The 18,984-nt window shown below is 68.3% G+C and carries 20 protein-coding genes; 14 read left to right on the top strand and 6 right to left on the bottom strand.

Annotation, left to right across the window (positions count from 1 at the left end):
* Positions 1–4 precede the first annotated feature (4 nt).
* Together J7520_RS15180 and sctU are read left to right on the top strand one after the other, a co-directional pair.
* Positions 5–559, top strand: coding sequence for a DUF6683 family protein (locus tag J7520_RS15180; RefSeq protein ID WP_291189833.1), 555 nt, complete (start codon positions 5–7; stop codon positions 557–559).
* 31 nt (positions 560–590) lie between these two features.
* The gene (sctU, locus tag J7520_RS15175) at positions 591–1,661 is read left to right on the top strand and encodes a type III secretion system export apparatus subunit SctU (protein WP_291189830.1); all 1,071 of its coding nucleotides are present in this window, start codon (positions 591–593) and stop codon (positions 1,659–1,661) included.
* A gap of 115 nt (positions 1,662–1,776) precedes the next feature.
* On the opposite strand, the gene sctT is transcribed toward sctU, so the two are convergent.
* The 6 genes from sctT to J7520_RS15145 are packed head-to-tail and all read right to left on the bottom strand — an operon-like array spanning position 1,777 to position 6,357.
* Positions 1,777–2,556 (bottom strand): type III secretion system export apparatus subunit SctT, encoded by a 780-nt coding sequence (gene sctT / locus J7520_RS15170; RefSeq protein ID WP_291189827.1) that lies wholly within the window; start codon positions 2,554–2,556, stop codon positions 1,777–1,779.
* Positions 2,557–2,598: 42 nt separating this feature from the next.
* Positions 2,599–2,865, bottom strand: a complete 267-nt coding sequence (gene sctS / locus J7520_RS15165; protein ID WP_291189824.1) for a type III secretion system export apparatus subunit SctS — start codon at positions 2,863–2,865, stop codon at positions 2,599–2,601.
* A gap of 10 nt (positions 2,866–2,875) precedes the next feature.
* Positions 2,876–3,556: a type III secretion system export apparatus subunit SctR gene (gene sctR / locus J7520_RS15160; RefSeq protein ID WP_291189821.1), complete on the bottom strand. Its 681-nt coding sequence runs from the start codon at positions 3,554–3,556 to the stop codon at positions 2,876–2,878.
* Positions 3,543–4,637: a FliM/FliN family flagellar motor switch protein gene (locus tag J7520_RS15155; RefSeq protein WP_291189818.1), complete on the bottom strand. Its 1,095-nt coding sequence runs from the start codon at positions 4,635–4,637 to the stop codon at positions 3,543–3,545. Before J7520_RS15155 ends, sctR begins: the two co-directional genes overlap by 14 nt.
* Positions 4,634–5,263: a response regulator gene (locus J7520_RS15150; RefSeq protein ID WP_291189815.1), complete on the bottom strand. Its 630-nt coding sequence runs from the start codon at positions 5,261–5,263 to the stop codon at positions 4,634–4,636. The genes J7520_RS15155 and J7520_RS15150 overlap by 4 nt, the downstream gene beginning before the upstream one ends.
* Positions 5,260–6,357, bottom strand: a complete 1,098-nt coding sequence (locus J7520_RS15145) for an ATP-binding protein (protein ID WP_291189812.1) — start codon at positions 6,355–6,357, stop codon at positions 5,260–5,262. The genes J7520_RS15150 and J7520_RS15145 overlap by 4 nt, the downstream gene beginning before the upstream one ends.
* 137 nt (positions 6,358–6,494) lie before the next feature.
* On the opposite strand from J7520_RS15145, the gene J7520_RS15140 reads away from it, so the two are divergent.
* The 12 genes from J7520_RS15140 (at position 6,495) to J7520_RS15085 (ending at position 18,517) form a co-directional block, all read left to right on the top strand.
* Positions 6,495–6,830, top strand: a complete 336-nt coding sequence (locus J7520_RS15140) for a flagellar biosynthetic protein FliO (protein ID WP_291189809.1) — start codon at positions 6,495–6,497, stop codon at positions 6,828–6,830.
* A 277-nt stretch (positions 6,831–7,107) separates the two neighbouring features.
* Positions 7,108–9,177: a type III secretion system export apparatus subunit SctV gene (gene sctV, locus J7520_RS15135; RefSeq protein WP_291189806.1), complete on the top strand. Its 2,070-nt coding sequence runs from the start codon at positions 7,108–7,110 to the stop codon at positions 9,175–9,177.
* Between the two features lie 86 nt (positions 9,178–9,263).
* Positions 9,264–11,204, top strand: coding sequence for a type III secretion system outer membrane ring subunit SctC (gene sctC, locus J7520_RS15130; protein WP_291189802.1), 1,941 nt, complete (start codon positions 9,264–9,266; stop codon positions 11,202–11,204).
* Entirely contained in the window at positions 11,204–12,391 is a 1,188-nt protein-coding gene (locus J7520_RS15125) for an FHA domain-containing protein (RefSeq protein ID WP_291189799.1), read from the top strand. The genes sctC and J7520_RS15125 overlap by 1 nt, the downstream gene beginning before the upstream one ends.
* A gap of 14 nt (positions 12,392–12,405) precedes the next feature.
* Positions 12,406–12,759, top strand: coding sequence for a hypothetical protein (locus J7520_RS15120; RefSeq protein ID WP_291189796.1), 354 nt, complete (start codon positions 12,406–12,408; stop codon positions 12,757–12,759).
* Between the two features lie 166 nt (positions 12,760–12,925).
* On the top strand, positions 12,926–13,315 hold the full coding sequence (locus J7520_RS15115) for a hypothetical protein (protein ID WP_291189792.1): 390 nt from the start codon (positions 12,926–12,928) through the stop codon (positions 13,313–13,315).
* 11 nt (positions 13,316–13,326) lie between these two features.
* Positions 13,327–14,199, top strand: coding sequence for a type III secretion inner membrane ring lipoprotein SctJ (gene sctJ, locus J7520_RS15110; RefSeq protein ID WP_291189788.1), 873 nt, complete (start codon positions 13,327–13,329; stop codon positions 14,197–14,199).
* A complete protein-coding gene (locus J7520_RS15105) occupies positions 14,189–14,842 on the top strand; it encodes a hypothetical protein (RefSeq protein WP_291189785.1) in 654 nt (217 codons plus the stop codon). Before sctJ ends, J7520_RS15105 begins: the two co-directional genes overlap by 11 nt.
* On the top strand, positions 14,839–15,546 hold the full coding sequence (locus tag J7520_RS15100) for a FliH/SctL family protein (protein WP_291189782.1): 708 nt from the start codon (positions 14,839–14,841) through the stop codon (positions 15,544–15,546). The genes J7520_RS15105 and J7520_RS15100 overlap by 4 nt, the downstream gene beginning before the upstream one ends.
* Entirely contained in the window at positions 15,533–16,885 is a 1,353-nt protein-coding gene (locus tag J7520_RS15095; RefSeq protein ID WP_291189779.1) for a FliI/YscN family ATPase, read from the top strand. The genes J7520_RS15100 and J7520_RS15095 overlap by 14 nt, the downstream gene beginning before the upstream one ends.
* Positions 16,882–17,367 (top strand): hypothetical protein, encoded by a 486-nt coding sequence (locus J7520_RS15090; RefSeq protein ID WP_291189776.1) that lies wholly within the window; start codon positions 16,882–16,884, stop codon positions 17,365–17,367. Before J7520_RS15095 ends, J7520_RS15090 begins: the two co-directional genes overlap by 4 nt.
* A 4-nt stretch (positions 17,368–17,371) precedes the next feature.
* On the top strand, positions 17,372–18,517 hold the full coding sequence (locus tag J7520_RS15085) for a type III secretion HpaP family protein (RefSeq protein WP_291189773.1): 1,146 nt from the start codon (positions 17,372–17,374) through the stop codon (positions 18,515–18,517).
* The last annotated feature ends 467 nt before the right edge of the window (positions 18,518–18,984 follow it).

The following is an 18,984-nucleotide window of genomic DNA, read 5'->3' as shown; positions in this document are numbered from 1 at the left end:
GCGGATGGCGACGGGACAGAATGGCAATGGCGCGGCGGAGCATCCGTTCGCGATCGGCGTGGATCCGGCGCTGTCGGCGCAGGTTCGCAAGGAGCTGCTCGACACGTTGCAGTCGCGCGCCCATCTCGATCCGGCAATGGTCGAGCGCGAGCTGAACTCGCGCGACGTGCACGCCGAATTCCTGCGTCAGCTCGGCGACCTCGGTCTGGTGCCGGACAACCTGCCGGACCTCTTGGCCGGGCATCTGATCGCCATGTGGACGGTCGTGCACGATACTACGCTGCCCGGGCGCGACGTCGCCACGGCGTTGTCGCGCCAGCTTCTGACGCTGATCGCCGCCAGCCCGCAGGCCGCCGACCCGGCGCAGCGCCAGCTGATGGGCGAAGCGCTGATGTACGAGACCGTGCTGACGCTGGAAGCGCAGCAGGCCGCGCGCGCATCCGGCGACAAGGCGAAGCTGAAGGAAATGGCCGAGTCCGCGCAGAGGAACCTGCTGAACCAGCGCGGCATCAACCTGCGCAAGACGCGGCTGACCGCGTCGGGCATGGCGCGCGCCTGAGCGCGGCTCGTCCGCATCCGATGAGCCTGCCATGGCTGAAGAAAACGACACCGGCAACCGAACCGAGAAGCCGACTCCGCAGCGCCTGAAGAAGGCGCGCAAGGACGGCGACGTCAGCAAGAGCAAGGAGCTGACCAGCACCGTGCTGGTCATGATCTGGCTGGTGCTGATCTGGCTGATGCTGCCGTCGATCAATCAGCGCGTCGGCGCGCTGATCGACCACTCGATGAGCGCGATGGGGCAACCGTTCGCGATCGTCGCCCCGGCGCTGGGCTGGGAGGCGCTGTCGACGGGCCTGTGGATCTGCCTGCCGCTGCTGTTCGGTGCGGTGTTCATCGCCACGCTGACCGACTTCCTGCAGGGCGGTCCGGTGCTCGCGCCGAAGAAGGTCAAGCCCGACATCAAGCACGTCAATCCGATGTCCGGGATCAAGAAGATCTTCTCGAAGGACAACCTGGTCGAGGTGGCCAAGGCGATCATCAAGAGTTCCGCCCTGATCGGCATCTTCATCGCGGTGCTGTTCACGTTCCTGCCGCAGATCGCCGCGCTGCCGTTCGGCCAGCCGACGGCGGTGGGCGAGCTGCTCTGGTCCAGCGTCACGCGCATCGGCATCTGGGTCATCTTCGTGTTCTTCTTCCTCTCGGCGCTGGACGCGTTCTACCAGCGCTTCTCCTTCATGAAGAAGATGCGCATGAGCATCCGCGACATCCGCCAGGAGACGAAGGAAAACGAGGGCGATCCCTACATCAAGGGCCGTCGCCGCCAGTTGCATCAGGAGTGGGCACAGCAGAACATGCTGTCCTCCGTGCGCCGCTCCAGTGTGGTCGTGACCAATCCCACCCATCTCGCCATCGCGATCCTGTACGAGCCGGGCGAAACCGAGCTGCCGATGATCGTGGCCAAGGGCGAGGACTACGAGGCGAAGCTGATCCGCGAGGCCGCCGAGGAGGCGGGCGTTCCGGTGATGCAGAACGTCGATCTCGCGCGCGGCCTGTACGAACGCGCGGAGCTCGACGACTACCTGCCGAGCGAGTTCTTCGAGGCGGTCGCCGAGCTGCTGCGTTGGGCCGAGAGCGTGCGCGAGCAGCGCGACGGCAAGTGAGGACGGCTGTGCGCGATTTCCGCGCCCGTCGCCGAGCGGAAGATCGCTGTATTCCTGTGGCGTCCCACCCGATGCGGTCCGTCGTCGCCCGCAGCGGCCGACGTGCCGCCCGGCGTCACAGCATCTTGTTCAGCGCTTCCAGCAGCGTCGAGTTGCCGGCGATCGCGCGTACCACCGCTTCGACGATCGCCGCCAGCGACAGCAGCAGCATCCAGGTCGCCAGCCAGGCCTTGATCGGCATCGACAGCGCGAACACGTTGAGCTGCTGCGCGTAGCGGTTGACCAGACCCATCGCGATGTCGAGCAGGCTGGTGATGATCAGCGCCGGCGCCGAGAACATCAGCACGGCGGTCATCAGATAACTGAACTGGTCGGCGAAGAAGGCGATGCCGCCGGCGTGCAGCGGCGGCAGCGCGTTGCCGACCGGCCACAGCTTGTAGCTCGACAGCAAAATGTCGAGGAACAGCGTGAACGCGCCGGTCGCCATGAACAGCCACATGCCGAACTGCGACAGGAACAATCCGGTCAGCGAGGTCTGGTGGCCCGAGATCGGGTCCATCACGTTCGCCATCGAGGAGCCGACCTTGACGTCGATCACGTTGCCGGCGGCGCCGAGCGCCCAGAACACGGCGCTGAAGCTGAAGCCGATCGCGGCGCCGACGAAGATCTCCTTGAGCACGATCAGCGCCCAGGTGCTCTGCATCATCGCGGTGTTCGGCGACGCCGCCGCAGCGATCGGATAGGCGACGATCGCCAGGCTGACGAAGAAGCTGTTGCGCACCAGGGCCGGCACCGTTTCCTGCGTCATCAGCGGCAGGATCAGGAACGCCGCCGCGATGCGCGGCAACGTCAGCGCGATCGCCAGCGCCTGTCCTTGCAGGTACTCAAAGACCATGTGCGTCGATCTCGCGGCGGGGGAGGCGGCAACGCGCGCGCATCAGCGGATCAACGTCGCGAAGTTGCTGAACAGGTTGTCGGAGTAGTTGTACAGCGTGCCGCCGAGCACGGTCGCGGTGGCGAACAGCGCGAGTACCACGGCGGTGAACTTCACCGCGTACGGAAACGTCTGCTCCTGCAGCTGCGTCACCGCCTGCAGGAACGCGATCAGCAGGCCGGTGATCGCGGCGGCCAGGATCGGCGGCGCCGACAGCAGCAGCACCAGCCAGAGGGCCTCGCGCGCGAGCTGGATTTCGTTCTGATACATGCGCGGCTGCCTATTGGTAGGTCGCGACGAGGCCGTGGATCAGCTTGGCCCAGCCGTTGAGGATCACGAACAGCAGCAGCTTGAACGGCAGCGAGACCATCGTCGGCGACAGCATCATCATGCCGAGCGCGAGCAGGATGTTCGACACGATCAGGTCGATCACGACGAACGGCAGGAACAACAGGAAGCCGATCTGGAAGGCCTCCGTCAGCTCGCTGACGGTGAACGCCGGCATCACCACGATGAAGTCGTCGGCAGTCAGGCCGGTCTGCTGCGCCGGCGGCAGCAGGCGCTTGGCGCTTTCCAGGAAGAACTTGCGCTCGTTCTCGTGCGAATGCTTGATCAGGAACTTGCGCAACGGCTCCTTGCCGGCGCCGATCATCTGGCCGAGGCGGTCGACCGTCATCTTCTCCGAGCCCAGCCCCTGCGCCTGCGCCGCCGCGGTATTGGCGTTGACGTTGTCGAGCGTGTCGAGGATGACCGGATACATCACGTAGATCGACAGGATGATCGCCAGGCCGTTGATGACGACGTTCGGCGGCGTCTGCTGCAGGCCGAGCGCGTTGCGCAGCAGGCTGATGACGACGACGATTTTGGTGAACGAGGTCACCATCACCGCGACGAACGGCGCCAGCGCAAGGCCGACGACCGTCGCGATGACGAGGGCAGGTGAAAAGTTACTGAAGTCCACGTTCGTCACCGATCCTTGTGACTTTGACGCCGAGCGTCTCGCCCAGCGATACCAATTCGCCGCTGCCGATGATCTTGCCGTTCGCGCGCAGCTCGACGCGCGCGCCTTCGACCGGCTGGCGCAGTTCGAGGATCTGTCCGGCGCCGAGGCGTCCGAGGTCGGCCAGGCTGAGGCTCAGCGTGTCGATCAGCAGGTCGACGCGGATCGGGATCGAATCGCGGACGTCCTCGGCGGTGAGGGCAGGGGGAGTTTCGGCGACACTTTCGTTCATCGTGAGATTCCTGAATTCGGCGGCACTCAAGGGACGAGTGATCGAGATGCCGCCCGCGACCGCGGCGGCGAGCCAGGCGTGGCGCGCGTCGAGCGCGGCCTGGCCGGTATCGGCGTGCAGGCGCAGGGTGCTGGTGGCGATCGCGCGCGAACCGAGCAGGATCACGTCACCCTCGCCGACGTCGCGCAACGTCGCCGCCGACAGGTCCGGCACCGGCAGCAGCAGGCGGCACGGCAAGGGGACTTCGTCGCGCTCGATGCGCGCCTCGGCGTCGGCGCGGTGCCAGCCGGAGACCGCTGCGAGCGTGTCCAGGGCGGCGCGGTCGAGACCGAGCAGGCCGCGGCAGTCTTCGCGCTCGCCCTGGCCGTAGCGGAATTCGACCCAGTGCAGCACGTCGGCCTGGCGATCCGGCGCGGCACGCAGTTCGGCCGGCAGCAGCGGCGTTCCGAGCAGTTCGGACAGGCGCATCAGCAGGGGTTCGTAGGCGAGCGCCCAGGCCAGCAGGCGCGCGTCGCCGCTGAAATCGTGCCAGCTGCGTTCGCCGACCCTGGCCTCGTGGTGCTCGGTGGTCAGCACCAGGCTGAGGCGGCCGTTGGCGTGATTGAGTTCGGCCGTGGTCGCGTGCGGGGCTTCCTGCGCGACGTCGCTGCGCAGCTCCAGCCGCGTGCCGTCGGCTTCGATCAGCAGGCGCTCGCCGGCGCCGAGCAGGCGCGTCACGGCGGCCGCGCGATCCGGCGGGATCGCGCGCAGACGCTCGCCCAGCGGGCGGGCCTCTCGGGAAGGAATGTCCATGGCGGGGGCTACCGTCATCGCGTGATCGCTCCGTGCGGTTGTTCGTGGCCGAGCGCGATGCGGATTACCTCGGCGACGTTGCGCGCGCCGAGCTTCTGCATCAGGTTGGAACGGTGTAGCTCGACGGTCTTGATGCTGATGCCGAGCACGTCGGCGATCGTCTTGTTGAGCTTGCCGGCGACCACCAGTTCGAGCACCTGGCGCTCGCGCGGAGTCAGCTTCTCCATCACGACCGGATTGGCGCCGAGCGCCGCGGCGCGATCGGTCGCGGTGCGCAGCGCGTGCACGAGCATAACCGGATCGAACGGCTTCTCGATGAAATTCACCGCGCCGTTGCGCATCGCCTCGACCGCCAGCGGCACGTCGGCGTGCGCGGTCACGAAGATCAGCGGCAGCTCCACGCCGCGGCGCTTGAGTTCCTGCTGCAGCTCGATGCCGCTCATGCGCGGCATGCGCACGTCGCTGACGATGCAGGCCGGAGGAGGACCCTGCGTCGGATGATCGAGTTCGTGCAGCAGCGCGGCGCCGCTGGCGAAGGCGCCGACGGTGAAGCCGGCGTCCTCGAGCAGCCAGCGCGTGGATTCGCGGAATTCGTCGTTGTCGTCGACCAGCAGGACGTGCGCGGGTGGGGCATCGGACATCATGCGTTCTCCGCCGGCAGGGTGAAGATGAAGCTGCTGCCGCCGTCCGCATTCGGTTCGGCGAACAGGCGGCCTTCGTGGAATTCCATGATCGAGCGGCAGATCGCCAGGCCCATGCCGAGCCCGTCGGACTTGGTGCTGAACATCGGCGCGAACATGCGTTCGGCGAAATCCGAACCGATGCCGGGGCCGCGATCGCGCACGCGCACCTCGATCATACCGTCCAGGTCGCGGCGCGCCTCGATGGCGATCTCGCGCTGGCCGGCCGCGGTCTCGCGCATCGCGTCGATCGCGTTCTTGACCAGGTTCAGCAGCACCTGCTCGATCATGACGCGGTCGGCGATCACGCGCGGCAGCGATTTCGGCAGCCGGGTCAGTATGCGGACCTGGTGCTGCTCCGCTTCCAGGCGGAGCAGCTCGACCACCGTCTGCGCCAGGGCGTCGAGCGGATGCGGCTCGCGCTGCGGGTTGCGCGTGCGCACGAACTCGCGCAGGCGCGCGATCACCGCGCTGGCGTGCTCGGCCTGGTTGCGCGCCAGCGCGATGCCCTGGCGCAGGCGCGGATTGGCGGCGTCGCCGCGCGCGATCATGCTGTCGCAACTGCTCAGATAGTTGATGATCGCGCCGAGCGGCTGGTTCAGCTCGTGCGCCAGCGTGGTCGCCATCTCGCCGACGCTGAGCATGCGCGAGGTGAACAGGAGCTGCTCCTGCTGCGCCTTGTGCTGGCGCAGGGCCTCGATCTCGTCGCTGATGCTGCTGACGAAGACCGCATCGCAGCGCGCCGCCCGCGTCCACGGCAGGTCGCGCCAGAGCAGGCGGTACCAGCGGCGCGTCTGCGGCGCATAGCACTGGATGCCGTCTTCGCCCTCGCTGAGCGAGTCGAAGCGCGCCTCGAAGTGCATACGGTCCGGTATGGAGTCGAGCGGGCCGAACTCGCGCACGAACGCCTGGTTGCCGAGCACGGCGCGACCGTCGGGCTGGCGGAACAACGCGCACGGCAGCGGCAGGGCCTCGATCAGCGCGTTGTGCACGTCGCCGGCCTGCTGTGGCGTGATGGGAGAATCAATGCGGACGGGCTCGCAACGGGTCGTCGACATCGTCGGTATCCTAGTCTCCTGCCACGTCCCCTTTCGTGACAGCGCAGCGGCCGAAGCCGATGGAGTAAGCGATAGTTATGAGAAGCGCGTCACGCTACGTCATACCTTTCCTCGTGCTGGTCTGGAGTGCCGTCGCGATGGCCGAGCCAGCGGCGACCGCGCCGGAAACGTCGCTGCTGGGGCTGCTGCTGCCCTTGCTGACGGTGGCATTCGCCCTGGCCGCGCTGTGGTGGGTGATGCGCCGACAGGGCGGCCGCGGCGCCGCTGCCGGACCCGCACGCATCGTGCAGATCATGGCGGTCGGGCCGCGTGAACGCATTCTCATCGTCGATCACGACACGCAGCGATTCATGCTCGGCGTCACCCCCACGGCGATCAGCCTCCTCGCGCATCTGGAGCCGAAGGATGCCGCAAAGAATCCCGCCAACGCCAGCGCTTCACCGAACGAATACGTGATCGAAACGACACGTTAACGACGAGTCGACAGAACACCCAGGGTTTTCCCTAGGTCGGTTCGAACCGTCACTTCGTTCTGCTAGTCTGCCGTTCACACGAGCGTTTGGTTGACCGCTCGTCACAAGCAGCCCTACTCGTCGTCTGGCCGTCTAAACGGCCGAGATGGATGCCAAAACTCCTTGTGGACAGGGTTATGGACATGGATTCCCGCGGCAATCGACGCGATTCCGTTCGCGACGAACCCGCACCAGCGACAACGCGCGAGGTCTCCGGCGGGACCATGGAGAGCATGCAATGAACGCGGTCGCGTCCCTGTTCAAGTTCGGTAGCGGCTCGCGCAGTTACAGCGACATCGTTCTCGTTTTCGGCGTGGTCGCGATCGTCGCCCTGATGATCCTGCCGCTGCCGATGCCGGTGATCGACACGCTGGTGGCGATCAACATCCTGGTCGGCATCGGCCTTCTGCTGATCGCGATCTACATTCCGGCGCCGACCGCGTTCTCCAGCTTCCCCAGCGTGCTGATGCTGACCACGCTGTTCCGCCTGGCGCTGTCGATCGCGATCACCCGTTCGATCCTGCTGCACGCGGACGCCGGCCACATCATCGACACCTTCGGCAACGTGGTGGTCTCCGGCAACCTGGTGGTCGGTCTGGTCATCTTCCTGATCATCACCGTGGTGCAGTTCATCGTCGTCGCCAAGGGCGCCGAGCGCGTGGCCGAGGTCGCCGCACGCTTCTCGCTGGACGCGATGCCGGGCAAGCAGCTGTCGATCGACTCGGACCTGCGCTCCGGACTGGTCGACAAGGACGAGGCCAAGCGCAAGCGTCGCCTGCTCGAGGTCGAGAGCCAGCTGCACGGCAGCCTCGACGGCGCGATGAAGTTCGTCAAAGGCGACGCGATCGCCGGCATCGTCATCATCATCATCAACCTGCTCGGCGGCCTCGCGGTCGGCATGTTGCAGGGCGGCATGAGCCTCGGCCAGGCCGTCCATACCTACAGCATCCTGACCATCGGCGACGGCCTGGTGTCGCAGATCCCGGCCCTGCTCGCCTCGATGTCGGCCGGCCTGATCGTGACCCGCACCGCCAACGACGGCGAAGACAAGCACCTCGGCGCGGCGATCGCCTCGCAGATCTCCAACGAGCCGCGCGTGATCCTGGTCACCGGCCTGATCGCGCTGCTGATGATGAGCGTGCCGGGCTTCCCGGTGCTCGTGTTCCTGCTGCTCGGACTGGCCTTCACCACCCTCGGTGCCTGGCGCTTCCGCCACAGCGTCGGTTTCCTGCGCAAGCTGTTCCGCGTCTCCGACAGCAAGGAGCTGCTGCCGCTCGACGTGGTCGCCAGCGACGAGCTGTCGGCACCGCCGGCCCTGCTCCTCGAAATGGATCTGCAGACCCTGCAGCAGCTCGGTCCCGCCAACGTGCGCAACGTGCTGCGCGAGACGGTCGGCACCCTGCGCGAAGAATATGGTGTGCCGATGCCGGCACCGGCGCTGCGGGCTGGCCAGAACCTGCCGCCGAACGCCTACCGCGTGTTCGTGCACGGCGTGCGCGTCGGCAATGGCCGCCTGCATCCCGGTGCGCGCTTCCTGCCGGCGCCGCGCAGCGGCGACCGCGCCGCGCTGCCGCCGCCGAGCGGCGACGTCGACGGCCAGGTCTATCTGCCGGCGTTCCCCGGCGAGTGGCGCGAGACGTCCGAGGCGGCTGGCGGCGAAGGCGCGATCGGCGCGCTGGAAGTACTGCGCCGCCACCTGCGCGACGCCTTCGAGCAGCACCTGAACCTGTTCGTCGGCATCCAGGAAACTTCGAACCTGTTCAACGGCCTCAGCCGCGACTACCCGGACCTGGTGCGCGAGATGCTGCGTGTCGTCTCGCCGCAACGTGTCGCCGATATCCTCAAGCGTCTGGTCGAGGAGCGCATTCCGGTGCGCCACCTGCGCGACGTGTTCGAGGCGATCACCGACGCGGCGAGCCGCGAGAAGGACATCGTGCTGGTCGCCGAATACGTGCGCGTCGCGCTGCGGCGCCACATCAGCGACCGCTACGCCGGTGCCAGCCGCACCTTGCACGTGCTGGTCGCGCATCCGGAACTGGAAGACCGCCTGCGCCGCTCGGTGCACGTCAGCGGCGGCAGTGCGCAACTGGCGGTCGAGCCGCAGCTGGCGGAAAGCCTGCTGCAGCAGGTGCACGCGCGCGTGCGCAGCAGCGTCGACGCGAACGTCGTCCTGCTTTCGTCGATGGACGTGCGCCGGCATCTGCGCAAGCTGACCGAAATCGAGTTTCCGGCGCTGCCGGTGCTGTCGTATCAGGAGCTGGTACCCGACGTTAAGCTGGTGCCATTGGGGCAGCTGGCGGCGGCGTGAAGCCGTAAGAAGAATTCGAACGGCACTTTCGGAAACATTCAGGCTAGGGGTAGAGGATGCGAGTAGCGGGAACGGGGAAGAACACAATGCGGATACGGGTCGGTCTGATGGCGCTGCTGTTGACCACGATGATGCTGTGCGGAACCGCGGCCCAGGCCGCGCCGATTCCGTTCAAGCGCGCGGAGGTCAGCTTCAATCCCCAGGGCCAGCCGCTGGCGGAATTCCTGCAGGAATTCTTCAGCGACCAGGGTCTGTCGGTGGTGGTCAGCCAGCAGGTCCGCGCCCGCGCCGCGACGATCAGCGGTCAGCGCGGCGGCAGCCCGTCGAAGGTGTTCACGTCGATCTGCGCGGCGAACGACCTGATCAGCTACTACGACGGTTCCGCCGTCTACGTCTATCTGACCTCCGAACGCATCACGCGCTACGCGAACCTGCCGCCGGCGCGCGTCGAGGACTTCGTCGGCGCGTTCCAGAAGATGAAGCTCGGCGACGACGGCAATACGTTCACCGCGACCAGCGGCAACGGCCTGGTGATGGTCACCGGCGCGCCGCGCTTCGTCGAACAGGTGCAGCAGCTCGCCGACGCGATCAACGGTCAGAGCCCGAGCAACGCGACCGTATTCAAGTACTACAAGCTGCGCTACGCCTGGGCGGCCGACATGACGATGACGATCGGCAACCGCCAGCAGACCGTGCCGGGCGTGGCGACCCTGCTGCGCGAGCTGGTCGCGCCGACGGCACAGTCGGCCTACGTGGCGCAGGACCGCCTGCTGCCGCGCTCCGGCAACAAGCTGCGTGGCAGCGGCCTCGCCAGCGTCGGCAAGCCGCCGCTGATTCCGCCGGGCGAGGGTGACGCCGCGCGCCAGGACGAGGGCGACATTCCGCTGCCCCCGCCGCAACCGGTGCAGAACGCCGCCGCCGACGCCACCCCGAACGCGCGCATCGTCGCCGACACGTTCCGCAACGCGGTCATCGTGCGCGACGCGCCCGATCGCATCGGCATGTACGACCGCCTGGTGCAGGCGCTCGACGTCGAGCCGCAGATGGTCGAGATCGAAGCGACCATCATCGACATCAACAAGGGCAAGGCGAAGAAGTACGGCATCGACTGGCGCTGGCAGAACGCGCGCACCGCGGTCAATTTCGGCCGCAGCGGCGTCGACCCGCGCGGCCGCACGCTGGCCGACGCGCTCGGCGCGAACAACATCGGACTGCTGAACCAGCTCGACGGCTTCCAGATCGGTGCGATCGTCGGCGACGCCGGCAAGTTCATCGCGCGCATCAACGCGCTCGCCACCGACGACATCACCAACATCGTCGCGCGCCCGCAGGTGATGACGCTGAACGACACCGAGGCGGTGATCGAGAACAGCCAGACCGTCTACGTGCCGGTCGCCGGCGCGTACGACGTGGACCTGTTCAACGTCGTCGCCGGCACCGTGCTGCGCGTGACGCCGCATCTGGTCTACGAGAGCGGCCGCCGCCGCATCCGCACGATCGTGCAGATCGAAGACGGCAACGTGAACGTCAACCAGACCAACCTCGCCGGCCAGGTCGTCAACGTCCCGCTGGTGCAGCGCAAGGCGGTCAACACGCAGGCGCTGATCGACGAAGGCCAGAGCCTGCTGCTCGGCGGCCTGATCACCGACCAGGACGAGAAGCACGACGGCAAGATTCCCGTGCTCGGCGACATCCCGCTGCTCGGCAACCTGTTCCGCCAGGTCGAGAAGGACCGCCAGCGCTTCGAGCGCCTGTTCCTGATCACGCCGCGCCTGGTCGCCGCGAATCGCATCACCGACCAGCGCGTGCCGAGCTCGCCCGACGTCAGCGTCGACCAGATCCGCGTCGACCAGGACGCGCGCGATCACGCCGAACTGCCGTGGGCGTCGAAAGAAGAGAAGGCGCGCTACGGAATTCCGACCGACGGCGCGCGCGATGCGGCACCCGCTCCTGCACCGGTGCCCGCGCACGAGGTCGTCCCTGCGGCGACGACCCAGCCCGCCGCAGCCGCTGGAGGAACGCCCTGATGCAAGTCTGGTCGACGCGCAAACGTCCCGCCGAAGAGGCGCCCAAGACCATGGTCAAGGGCAACGGGCACAGCGCGGCCGACGTGTGGGCTTTGCGCGTGCTCGCCGGCGTGCACGCCGGCGCCGAGCGCAAGCTGCAGGAAAGCAGCTTCCTGATGATCGGCAGCAGCGACGACTGCGACCTGATCTTCAGCGATGCCGGCGTCGCCGCGCACCATTGCATCGTCACGCGCAACGGCGAGGATCTGGCCGTGCGCGCGGTCGACGCCGAGGTGCGCATCGACGATCGCGTGCTGCATCCGGGCGATCCGCAGGAAATCAAACCGTTCTCGTTGCTGCGCATCGGCGGCGCCTGCTTCGCGCTGGGTCCGCATTGGAGCGAGCGCTGGCAAACCCTGCTGTCGCAGCTCGAACCGGCGCCGCGCGCGGAAGCGGGCGAGCAGCCGCCGCGTCAGCGCAGCAATCGCATCGCCACCCTGGTCGTCGCGATGGCGCTGATGGGGGCCAGCATCGGCGCCCTGCTGCTGGCGCAGAACAACGCCCAGCCGCCGGCCGCGCCCGCGCCGGCGCAGCCGCGCGACGGGGAACTGCGCGCGATCATCGACCAGCTGGGCTACAAGGGGTTGCGCATCAACGCCGGCAGCAAGGCCGATCAGCCGCTCGTCAGCGGCTATGTCGAGCGCGATCAGGACCTGGAAACCCTGCGCACGCGCCTCGCGCAGCGCAATATCAAGGCCGAGATCGACGTCAAGAGCGGTCCGCAGCTCGAGGCCGACGTCTCCGAATCCTTCCGCCTCAGCTCGCTTCCGGTCAGGACGAAATGGATCGGCGAAGGCGTGGTCGCGGTGGAAGGGCATTTCGGCGACCGCACGGAGCTGAAGAAGATTCTCGCGTCGCGCACGATTCAGGATCTGAACAAGAACCGCGGTCTGAAGGTGAGTCCGAACAATCTCGATCCCGAGCAGCCGGAGCACGTCGTGCCGGACGCGAAGCGCATCAAGGACGTCTTCGGTTCCGAAGACGATCCGTATCTGCGCGGAGCCGACGGCGCCACGTACTTCAAGGGTGGCAAGTTGCCGAGCGGCAACACATTCATCGGCGTCGAGAACGGTGAAGTACTTGTCCGCGACGGTGCGGGCAATATCCAGCGCTATTCGCGCGAAAGCGTGAAAGGCGCATTACTCTGAGAGGAGAAACTGCGATGAGCAACAACATCCCGAACATGATGCTGGGCGGTGGCGCACCGGCGCCGATCGCGAATCCGGGTGCCGGCTCGTTCAATCCGCCGGGCAACTCGCTGCCGGGTCCGGTCTCGAACACGGCCGCCAACAGCTGGTACCAGGCGATGGCGAAGGCGTGGGGCAAGGTGCTCGACAAGCAGGCGACCGAGATCACCGACCTGTCCTCGCAGATCGGCGAGAACGGCCAGGACCAGCCGTCGACGGTGACGCTGCTGACCGCGGCTTCGCTGAAGATGCAGTTCCTGTCGACCAACTCGGCGACCTCGAACAACGCGGTCGGCTCGGCGCTGGAAACCCTGGGTCGCAAGAACTAAACGTCCGCGCCGGTTCGACCGGCCCGCGCCGCGAACGGCGTCGCTTCGGAAATCCGCCGGCCCGCAAGGGCCGCGCCGCCCGTCCCGGGCGGCGCCGGGCGGGGAGCGTCGAAGTTCGTGCGCGGTGCCGTACCGGCGTGTTGCAGCCATCAGAGGAGAGGCTTTCATGACACCGATCCAGTCGATCGACCTGGCGGCGCTGACCGCAGTGCCGCAGGTGAGCGGTCCACAGAGCCAGGCCGCGGTCTACGACGTCGCCCGCTTCCAGGAGGCGTACGCGAACGCAGCGCCTGCCCAGGTTTCGGCGCCGCCGGCGATCGAGCCGATTTCGCCGGGCTTCCAGGCAGTACTGCAGAACTTCGAGTCGCTGAACGGCCGCGTCGGCAACATCAACGAGATCACGGCCAATCTCGAAGCCGGCGCCGAACCCACGCCGGGCGAGATGATGCAGATGACCGTGAAGTGCCACGAGTTCCTGTTCCACGCCGAGATGACCTCGAACGTCGCCAACCGCACGTCCGACGGTGTGCAGCAGCTGTTCCGCCAGCAATCGTAGAGATCGCCGCCATGCTTCCGGCCCGCCAGCAACACCCCGTCCGATCCGAACCGCGCGCGGCCGGATCGCGCTTCGTCCTGCGTGTCCTGACCGTGCTGCTGTTCGCGTTCGGGCTCGCAGGCTGCATGAGCGACTCGCAGGTGCTGTACTCCAACCTCGACGAGACGCAGGCGAACGAGGTCGCTGCGGCGCTGCTGCGGATGGGCATCGACGTCGACAAGAACAAGGCCGACCGAGGCACCGAATGGACCGTCAAGGTCGGCAAGAAGGACCTGCCGAGCGCGATGGCGATCCTGGAGGCCGCCGGCCTGCCGCGCAGCGCGCACCCGTCGATGGGCGAGGTGTTCAAGAAGGAAGGCTTCGTCGCCTCGCCGACCGAGGACAAGGCGCGCTACCTGTACGCGCTCAGCGAGGAGCTTTCCGACACGCTGCAGCGGATCGACGGCGTGATCAACGCGCGTGTGCACGTGGCCCTGCCGGACCGCGACCTGATCGGCGGCAAGACCGATTCGGCCTCGGCGGCCGTGGTGCTGGTCGTGGCGCCGGGCGCGCGCGTGCAGGAGCGCGAGACCGACATCAAGGCGATCGTCAAGGACGCCGTGGAAGGCCTCGACAATCCCGATCGCGTGACGGTGAAGTTCTTCACCCGGGCCGCGTTCCAGGATGGCGCGGCGCCGACCGCCGCCGAACCGAGCACGAGCAAGGATGCGCCCGGCGATCTGCAGCGCTTCGCCATGCGCATGGACGTCACGCGAGGCCTCCTGATCGTGTTCGCCGGTCTGACCCTGCTCGCCGCGCTGCTGCTGCTGTGGCGCAGCCGCTCCGCCCTGGCCGCGTTCCTGAGCGGCCGCTCGGCCGATCAGAGCCGTCGCGATGGCACTTGATGCGCGCTGGTCCGCGCTGTTGAAGTCCAGCCTGGACGGCGCGCACGCGAGCCGTTTCGGCGACGTACCACCGGTCCTGGTCGAGCGCGCGCGCAGTACGCCACTCGGCAGGCGCATGCTGGCGCTGCGCATCGAGCGCGCGGCGCCGACCTTGTTCGACCTCGGCGCCGCCAACGAATCCGCCTGGATCGAGCAGCATCCGGCGGCTCTGTTTTCCGGCGAACGCCTGCGCGGCGCGGCGCTCGATCTCGGCGCGCTCGCGTTCTCGCCGGCGCTGCGCGCGCGCGTCGACCGCAGCGAGGTGCTGCGCCTGCGCGAAGCGATCGGTGCCGCGCGCGTCTCGTTCGCGCTGAGCACCGATCCCTGGCGCGGCGCGGTGCCCGATGGCGTGCGCCACTGCGCGCTGGCCGGCCTCGCGCGCGTGCTCGACAATGCCGACGCGATCGCCGAGCTGCTGCGCCAGCGCGGCCGCGTCGAACTGATCACCTATGCCGCGAACCAGCACCCACTGCTGGCCGAACGCGTCAAGCTCGCGTTTCCGTCGAGCGCGTCCGGCGAGCGCCGCGACGCCTGGCTGCCGCCGGAGACCGTCACCCAATATCTCGGAGCGGCGCGCGAGAGCGCGGCCGTCGCGCACCTGTGACCGCGGCCTTCATCGACCTTAAGGAGCGCTACGCCCTCGGCGTCAACGGCCGCGTGATTCCGGCCTCGGCCTGGCTGCCGCTGAGCCGCGCGCAGGAACTGGTCGATCAGGCCAACCAGGCGATCCATGCGCTCGACGGCGAACTCGACGCCGCGCGCGCTGAGGCACGCGCGGAAGGACTCGCCGAGGGACGGCGCGACGGACTGGACCAGTTCGCCGCCGCGGTCGCCGCGTTGCACACCGCGCGCGAGCAGCTCGCCGAGCGCATGCGCGGCCAGATCACCGACCTCGCGGTCGCCGTGGTCGAACGCATCGCGCCCGCGCTCGGCGCCGACAAGCTGGTACCGGTACTGGTCGGCGAAGCGGTGCGGCAGCTCGCGTTCGAGCCGAATCTCGTCGTGCGCGTGCACCCCGACGTCGCCGAAGCGACGCGGCTGCGCCTCGCCGGAGACGGCCTGGGCATCGGCGGCACGCCGACCACCGAGATCGTCGCGACGCCGGAGTTCGGTGAATTCGACTGCGTGATCGAGACCGAGGGCGGCGTCGTGCGCGCCGGCCTGCGCGAACAGCTCGATCAGGTGCGCACGATCCTGGCGATGGCGCGCGAGCAGGTCGCGCACGCCGAGGTCGCGCCGAGCGACACCCGGCCGGACGAACCGTCCGCGACGTCCGCCGCCGGAGAATCCCTCGATGCCGCTGACTGAAGACCCGGCCGGCACGACCGAAGCGATCGCCGCGACGGCGCCGCAGCCGCTGCTGCGCGCGCTCGCCAGCGGCGAGACCTTGCAGCGCGTCGGCCGCGTCGCCGAGGCCTACGGCACCCTGGTGCGCGTGACTGGCATCAATGCCGCGATCGGCGAGCTGTGCCTGCTCGAACAAGCCGACAGCGGTTTCCAGCTGCCGGCCGAGGTCGTCGGCATTTCGCGCAACCACACCCTGCTGACTCCGCTCGGTCCGCTCGAAGGCATTTCGGCCGCGACCACCGTCACCGCGACGGGGCGCCAAGCGAGCGTACCGGTCGGCAGCGGCCTGCTCGGTCGCATCCTCGATGCGCACGGCGAACCGCTCGACGACCTCGGTCCGCTCGACGCGCGCCAGCGCGCCTCGGTCTACGCGTCGTCGCCCAATCCGCTCAAGCGCCGTCTGATCGACCGGCCGCTGCCCACCGGCGTGCGCGCGATCGACGGAATGCTCAGCGTCGGCGAAGGCCAGCGCCTGGGCATCTTCGCCACCGCCGGCGGCGGCAAGAGCACCTTGCTCGGCATGCTCGCGCGCGGCGCGCAGAGCGACGTCAACGTGATCGTGCTGGTCGGCGAACGCGGCCGCGAAGTGCGCGAGTTCATGGAGGACAGCCTCGGCGAGGAGGGCCTGCGCCGCAGCGTCGTCATCGTCGCGACCTCGGACCGGCCCGCGCTCGAACGCAGCCGCGTCGCCTACGTCGGCACGGCGATCGCGGAGTATTTCCGCGACCAGGGCCTGCGCGTCCTGCTGATGATGGATTCGGTCACCCGCTTCGCGCGCGCGCTGCGCGACGTCGGATTGGCGATGGGCGAGCCGCCGACGCGGCGCGGCTTCACGCCGTCGGTGTTCTCGGCGCTGCCGCGCCTGTTCGAGCGCGCCGGCAACAACGATCGCGGCACCATCACGGCGTTCTACACCGTGCTGATCGAGGAAGAGGAAGGCAGCGATCCGGTCGGCGAGGAAGTGCGCTCGATCCTCGACGGCCACATCTACCTGTCGAAGAAGCTCGCCGCCTCGAACCACTATCCGGCGATCGACATCCTGTCCAGCGCCAGCCGCGTGATGCCGCGCGTGGCGTCGCAGGAACACCAGGAAGCGGCCGGCCTGCTGCGCCGCTATCTGTCGAAGTATCGCGACATTGAACTCCTGCTCCAGCTCGGCGAGTATCGTGCGGGCAACGATCCGGAAGCCGACGTCGCCGTGTCGAAGATCAACGACATCAACGCCTTCCTGCGCCAGCCGGCCGAAGCCCTCAGCGGCTACGACGACGCCGTCGTGCGCCTGACCGGTATGTTCCGATGAAACGATTCCCGCTCGAACCGCTGTGCCGCGTGCGCGACCTGCGCCTGGAGGCGATACAGAAGCGCGTCTCGGAGTGCCGCGCCGAAGTCGCGCAGGCCGAGCAGCGCCGCGATCTGGCCAAGCAGGCGCGCTCCGACGTCGGCGACCGCCGCCGCGCGCATCTGCAGGCGTGCGAAAGCGCATTGGACGACCCGCAGCGGCTGGCGCCGGACTGGCTCGAGCGCGCCGAGCGGCATCGGCTCTGGCTCGACGGCGAGATCGTCAGGAGCGACGCCGCGGTCGCCGCGGCGGAGCGGGACGTGGTGCAGGCCGAGGCGAAGCTGCGCGAGGAAATCGTCCAGCTGCGCCGCGCGCAGGCCAAGGTCGACGCGCTGGAGAAATTCCGCGGCGACTGGTCGCGCCGGCATCAGGCCGAACAGGAACGACGCGAGGAACAGGACGGCGAAGAGCTGTACCGTGTGCCCGCGCACGCAATGAGGTGACGTCATGCTGATCAACAACGACGTGCAAACCAGTCAGGCCGCTCATCGCCAGCGCCGCCACGCCGCCGACGAGAAGGCGCGGGTCGAGCGCGTCGCCGTCGAGACCGGCGTGCGCGAAGGCGTCGCGCGCCAGGCCGGCGAGGCGCCGACGCGCGAGGAAGTCGCGCAGTTCCGCAATCTGATGCAGTCGCAGGGCCGCGACGATCGCACCCTGGCCGGCAAGCCGCCGGGAACGGAGGCACGACCCACGACGGACGGCGCTGCGACGCCGAAATTCGGCGGCGCGCTGGCCGGCCTCAACACGGCCGAACGCTTCCGCGCGATGCTGCAGAACGCCTTCGCGCCGGTCGACGAACGCAAGGACGAGCCGGTCCACAACGAGCGCGCGGCATCGCCGTCGCACGAGGCGCCGGCGCCGAAGTCGGATCGCCAGGATCTTGCGCCGAATCCGGCCCGCGCCGACGATGCGCAGCGCACCGCCGAGACCGAGCAGCAGCCCATGCGCAGCAGCGAAACACCGACGCCGCGGAGCGAGCCGGTCAAGACCGCTCCGGACGACGCCGCCGCGCCGAACGGCAAGCAGGGCGTGGAGAACAAGCGCAAGGTCGACTCCGGCGATGCCGAGACGGCGCAGGCGTTGGCGCGCAAGGCTGCCGACGGCGAGACCCAGGCCGCTCCGACCGCGCGCGTCGCGCACGGCGAGGACGACATGGAGGGAGGCGGCGACGCAGGGGCGGCGCAGACCGGCAGCGGCAGCACGCCGACGCCGATGTCCGCCGAGACCGCCAACGCGCCACAACCGCAGCAACAGGCGGCGAACGGAGCGCAGCAAGCACAGGCGGCCGCGTCCTTCGGCAACGTCGCGCCGGCGCTGTCCGAGCTGGTGCAGAAGCACGTACGCCAGATGCTGGTCAGCGATCCGCGCAGCACGCGCGGGCGCTCGCGCGAGGTGCTGCTGCGCATGCAGAACGATGTGCTGCCCGGCACCGACCTCTGGCTGACGAAGACCGACAACGGCTGGCAGCTGCGCGCCGACGTGCGCTCGCGCGACGCCTACGACACGCTGCTCGCGAGCCAGGACGAGCTGATGCAGCGCTTCGCCGACAGCGCGCTCGGCAAGCTGACGATCGAGCCGATCTTCCACGCCTAGCCGGCGCTCGCGGGACGTTCCGCGAGCGCGACTGCGCCCGCGGGCTCGTCGCGGATCGGCGGAACAGGCCCGATCCGCGCATTCGCTTGGTGCGCCTTCGAATTCCGCTGCCGCCCGCTCGCGTCCGCCTATCGACATCTCCACGTATTCCCGGTCGAGATTGTAGACAGGGGGCCCGGACATTCCCGTCGCGCGCATCGCCGTTTTTCGCACCCCTGCCGAGCCCCTTCGCGCGTCGATCATCTCCAAGGGTAATCCCTAGCTAGGGATAGTCCCGGCTGTCGCGTCCGTGACGAAATTTGCAGACTCACGCTCGCGCTTCAACCATCCACGCATCGAAGGGGACTCCCATGACCGGCATTTCCACTCTGCGCAACTTCACCGAGAACACGCAGTTCCAGGGCAGCATCGACAGCTCGCTGGGGCGCGTGGATCCCAGCCTGGGCGCCACGCGCATCCGCGCGACG

The organism is Dokdonella sp. (assembly GCF_017744955.1).
GTDB lineage: Bacteria > Pseudomonadota > Gammaproteobacteria > Xanthomonadales > Rhodanobacteraceae > Dokdonella_A.
This window is presented reverse-complemented; position numbering and strand designations above follow the sequence as displayed.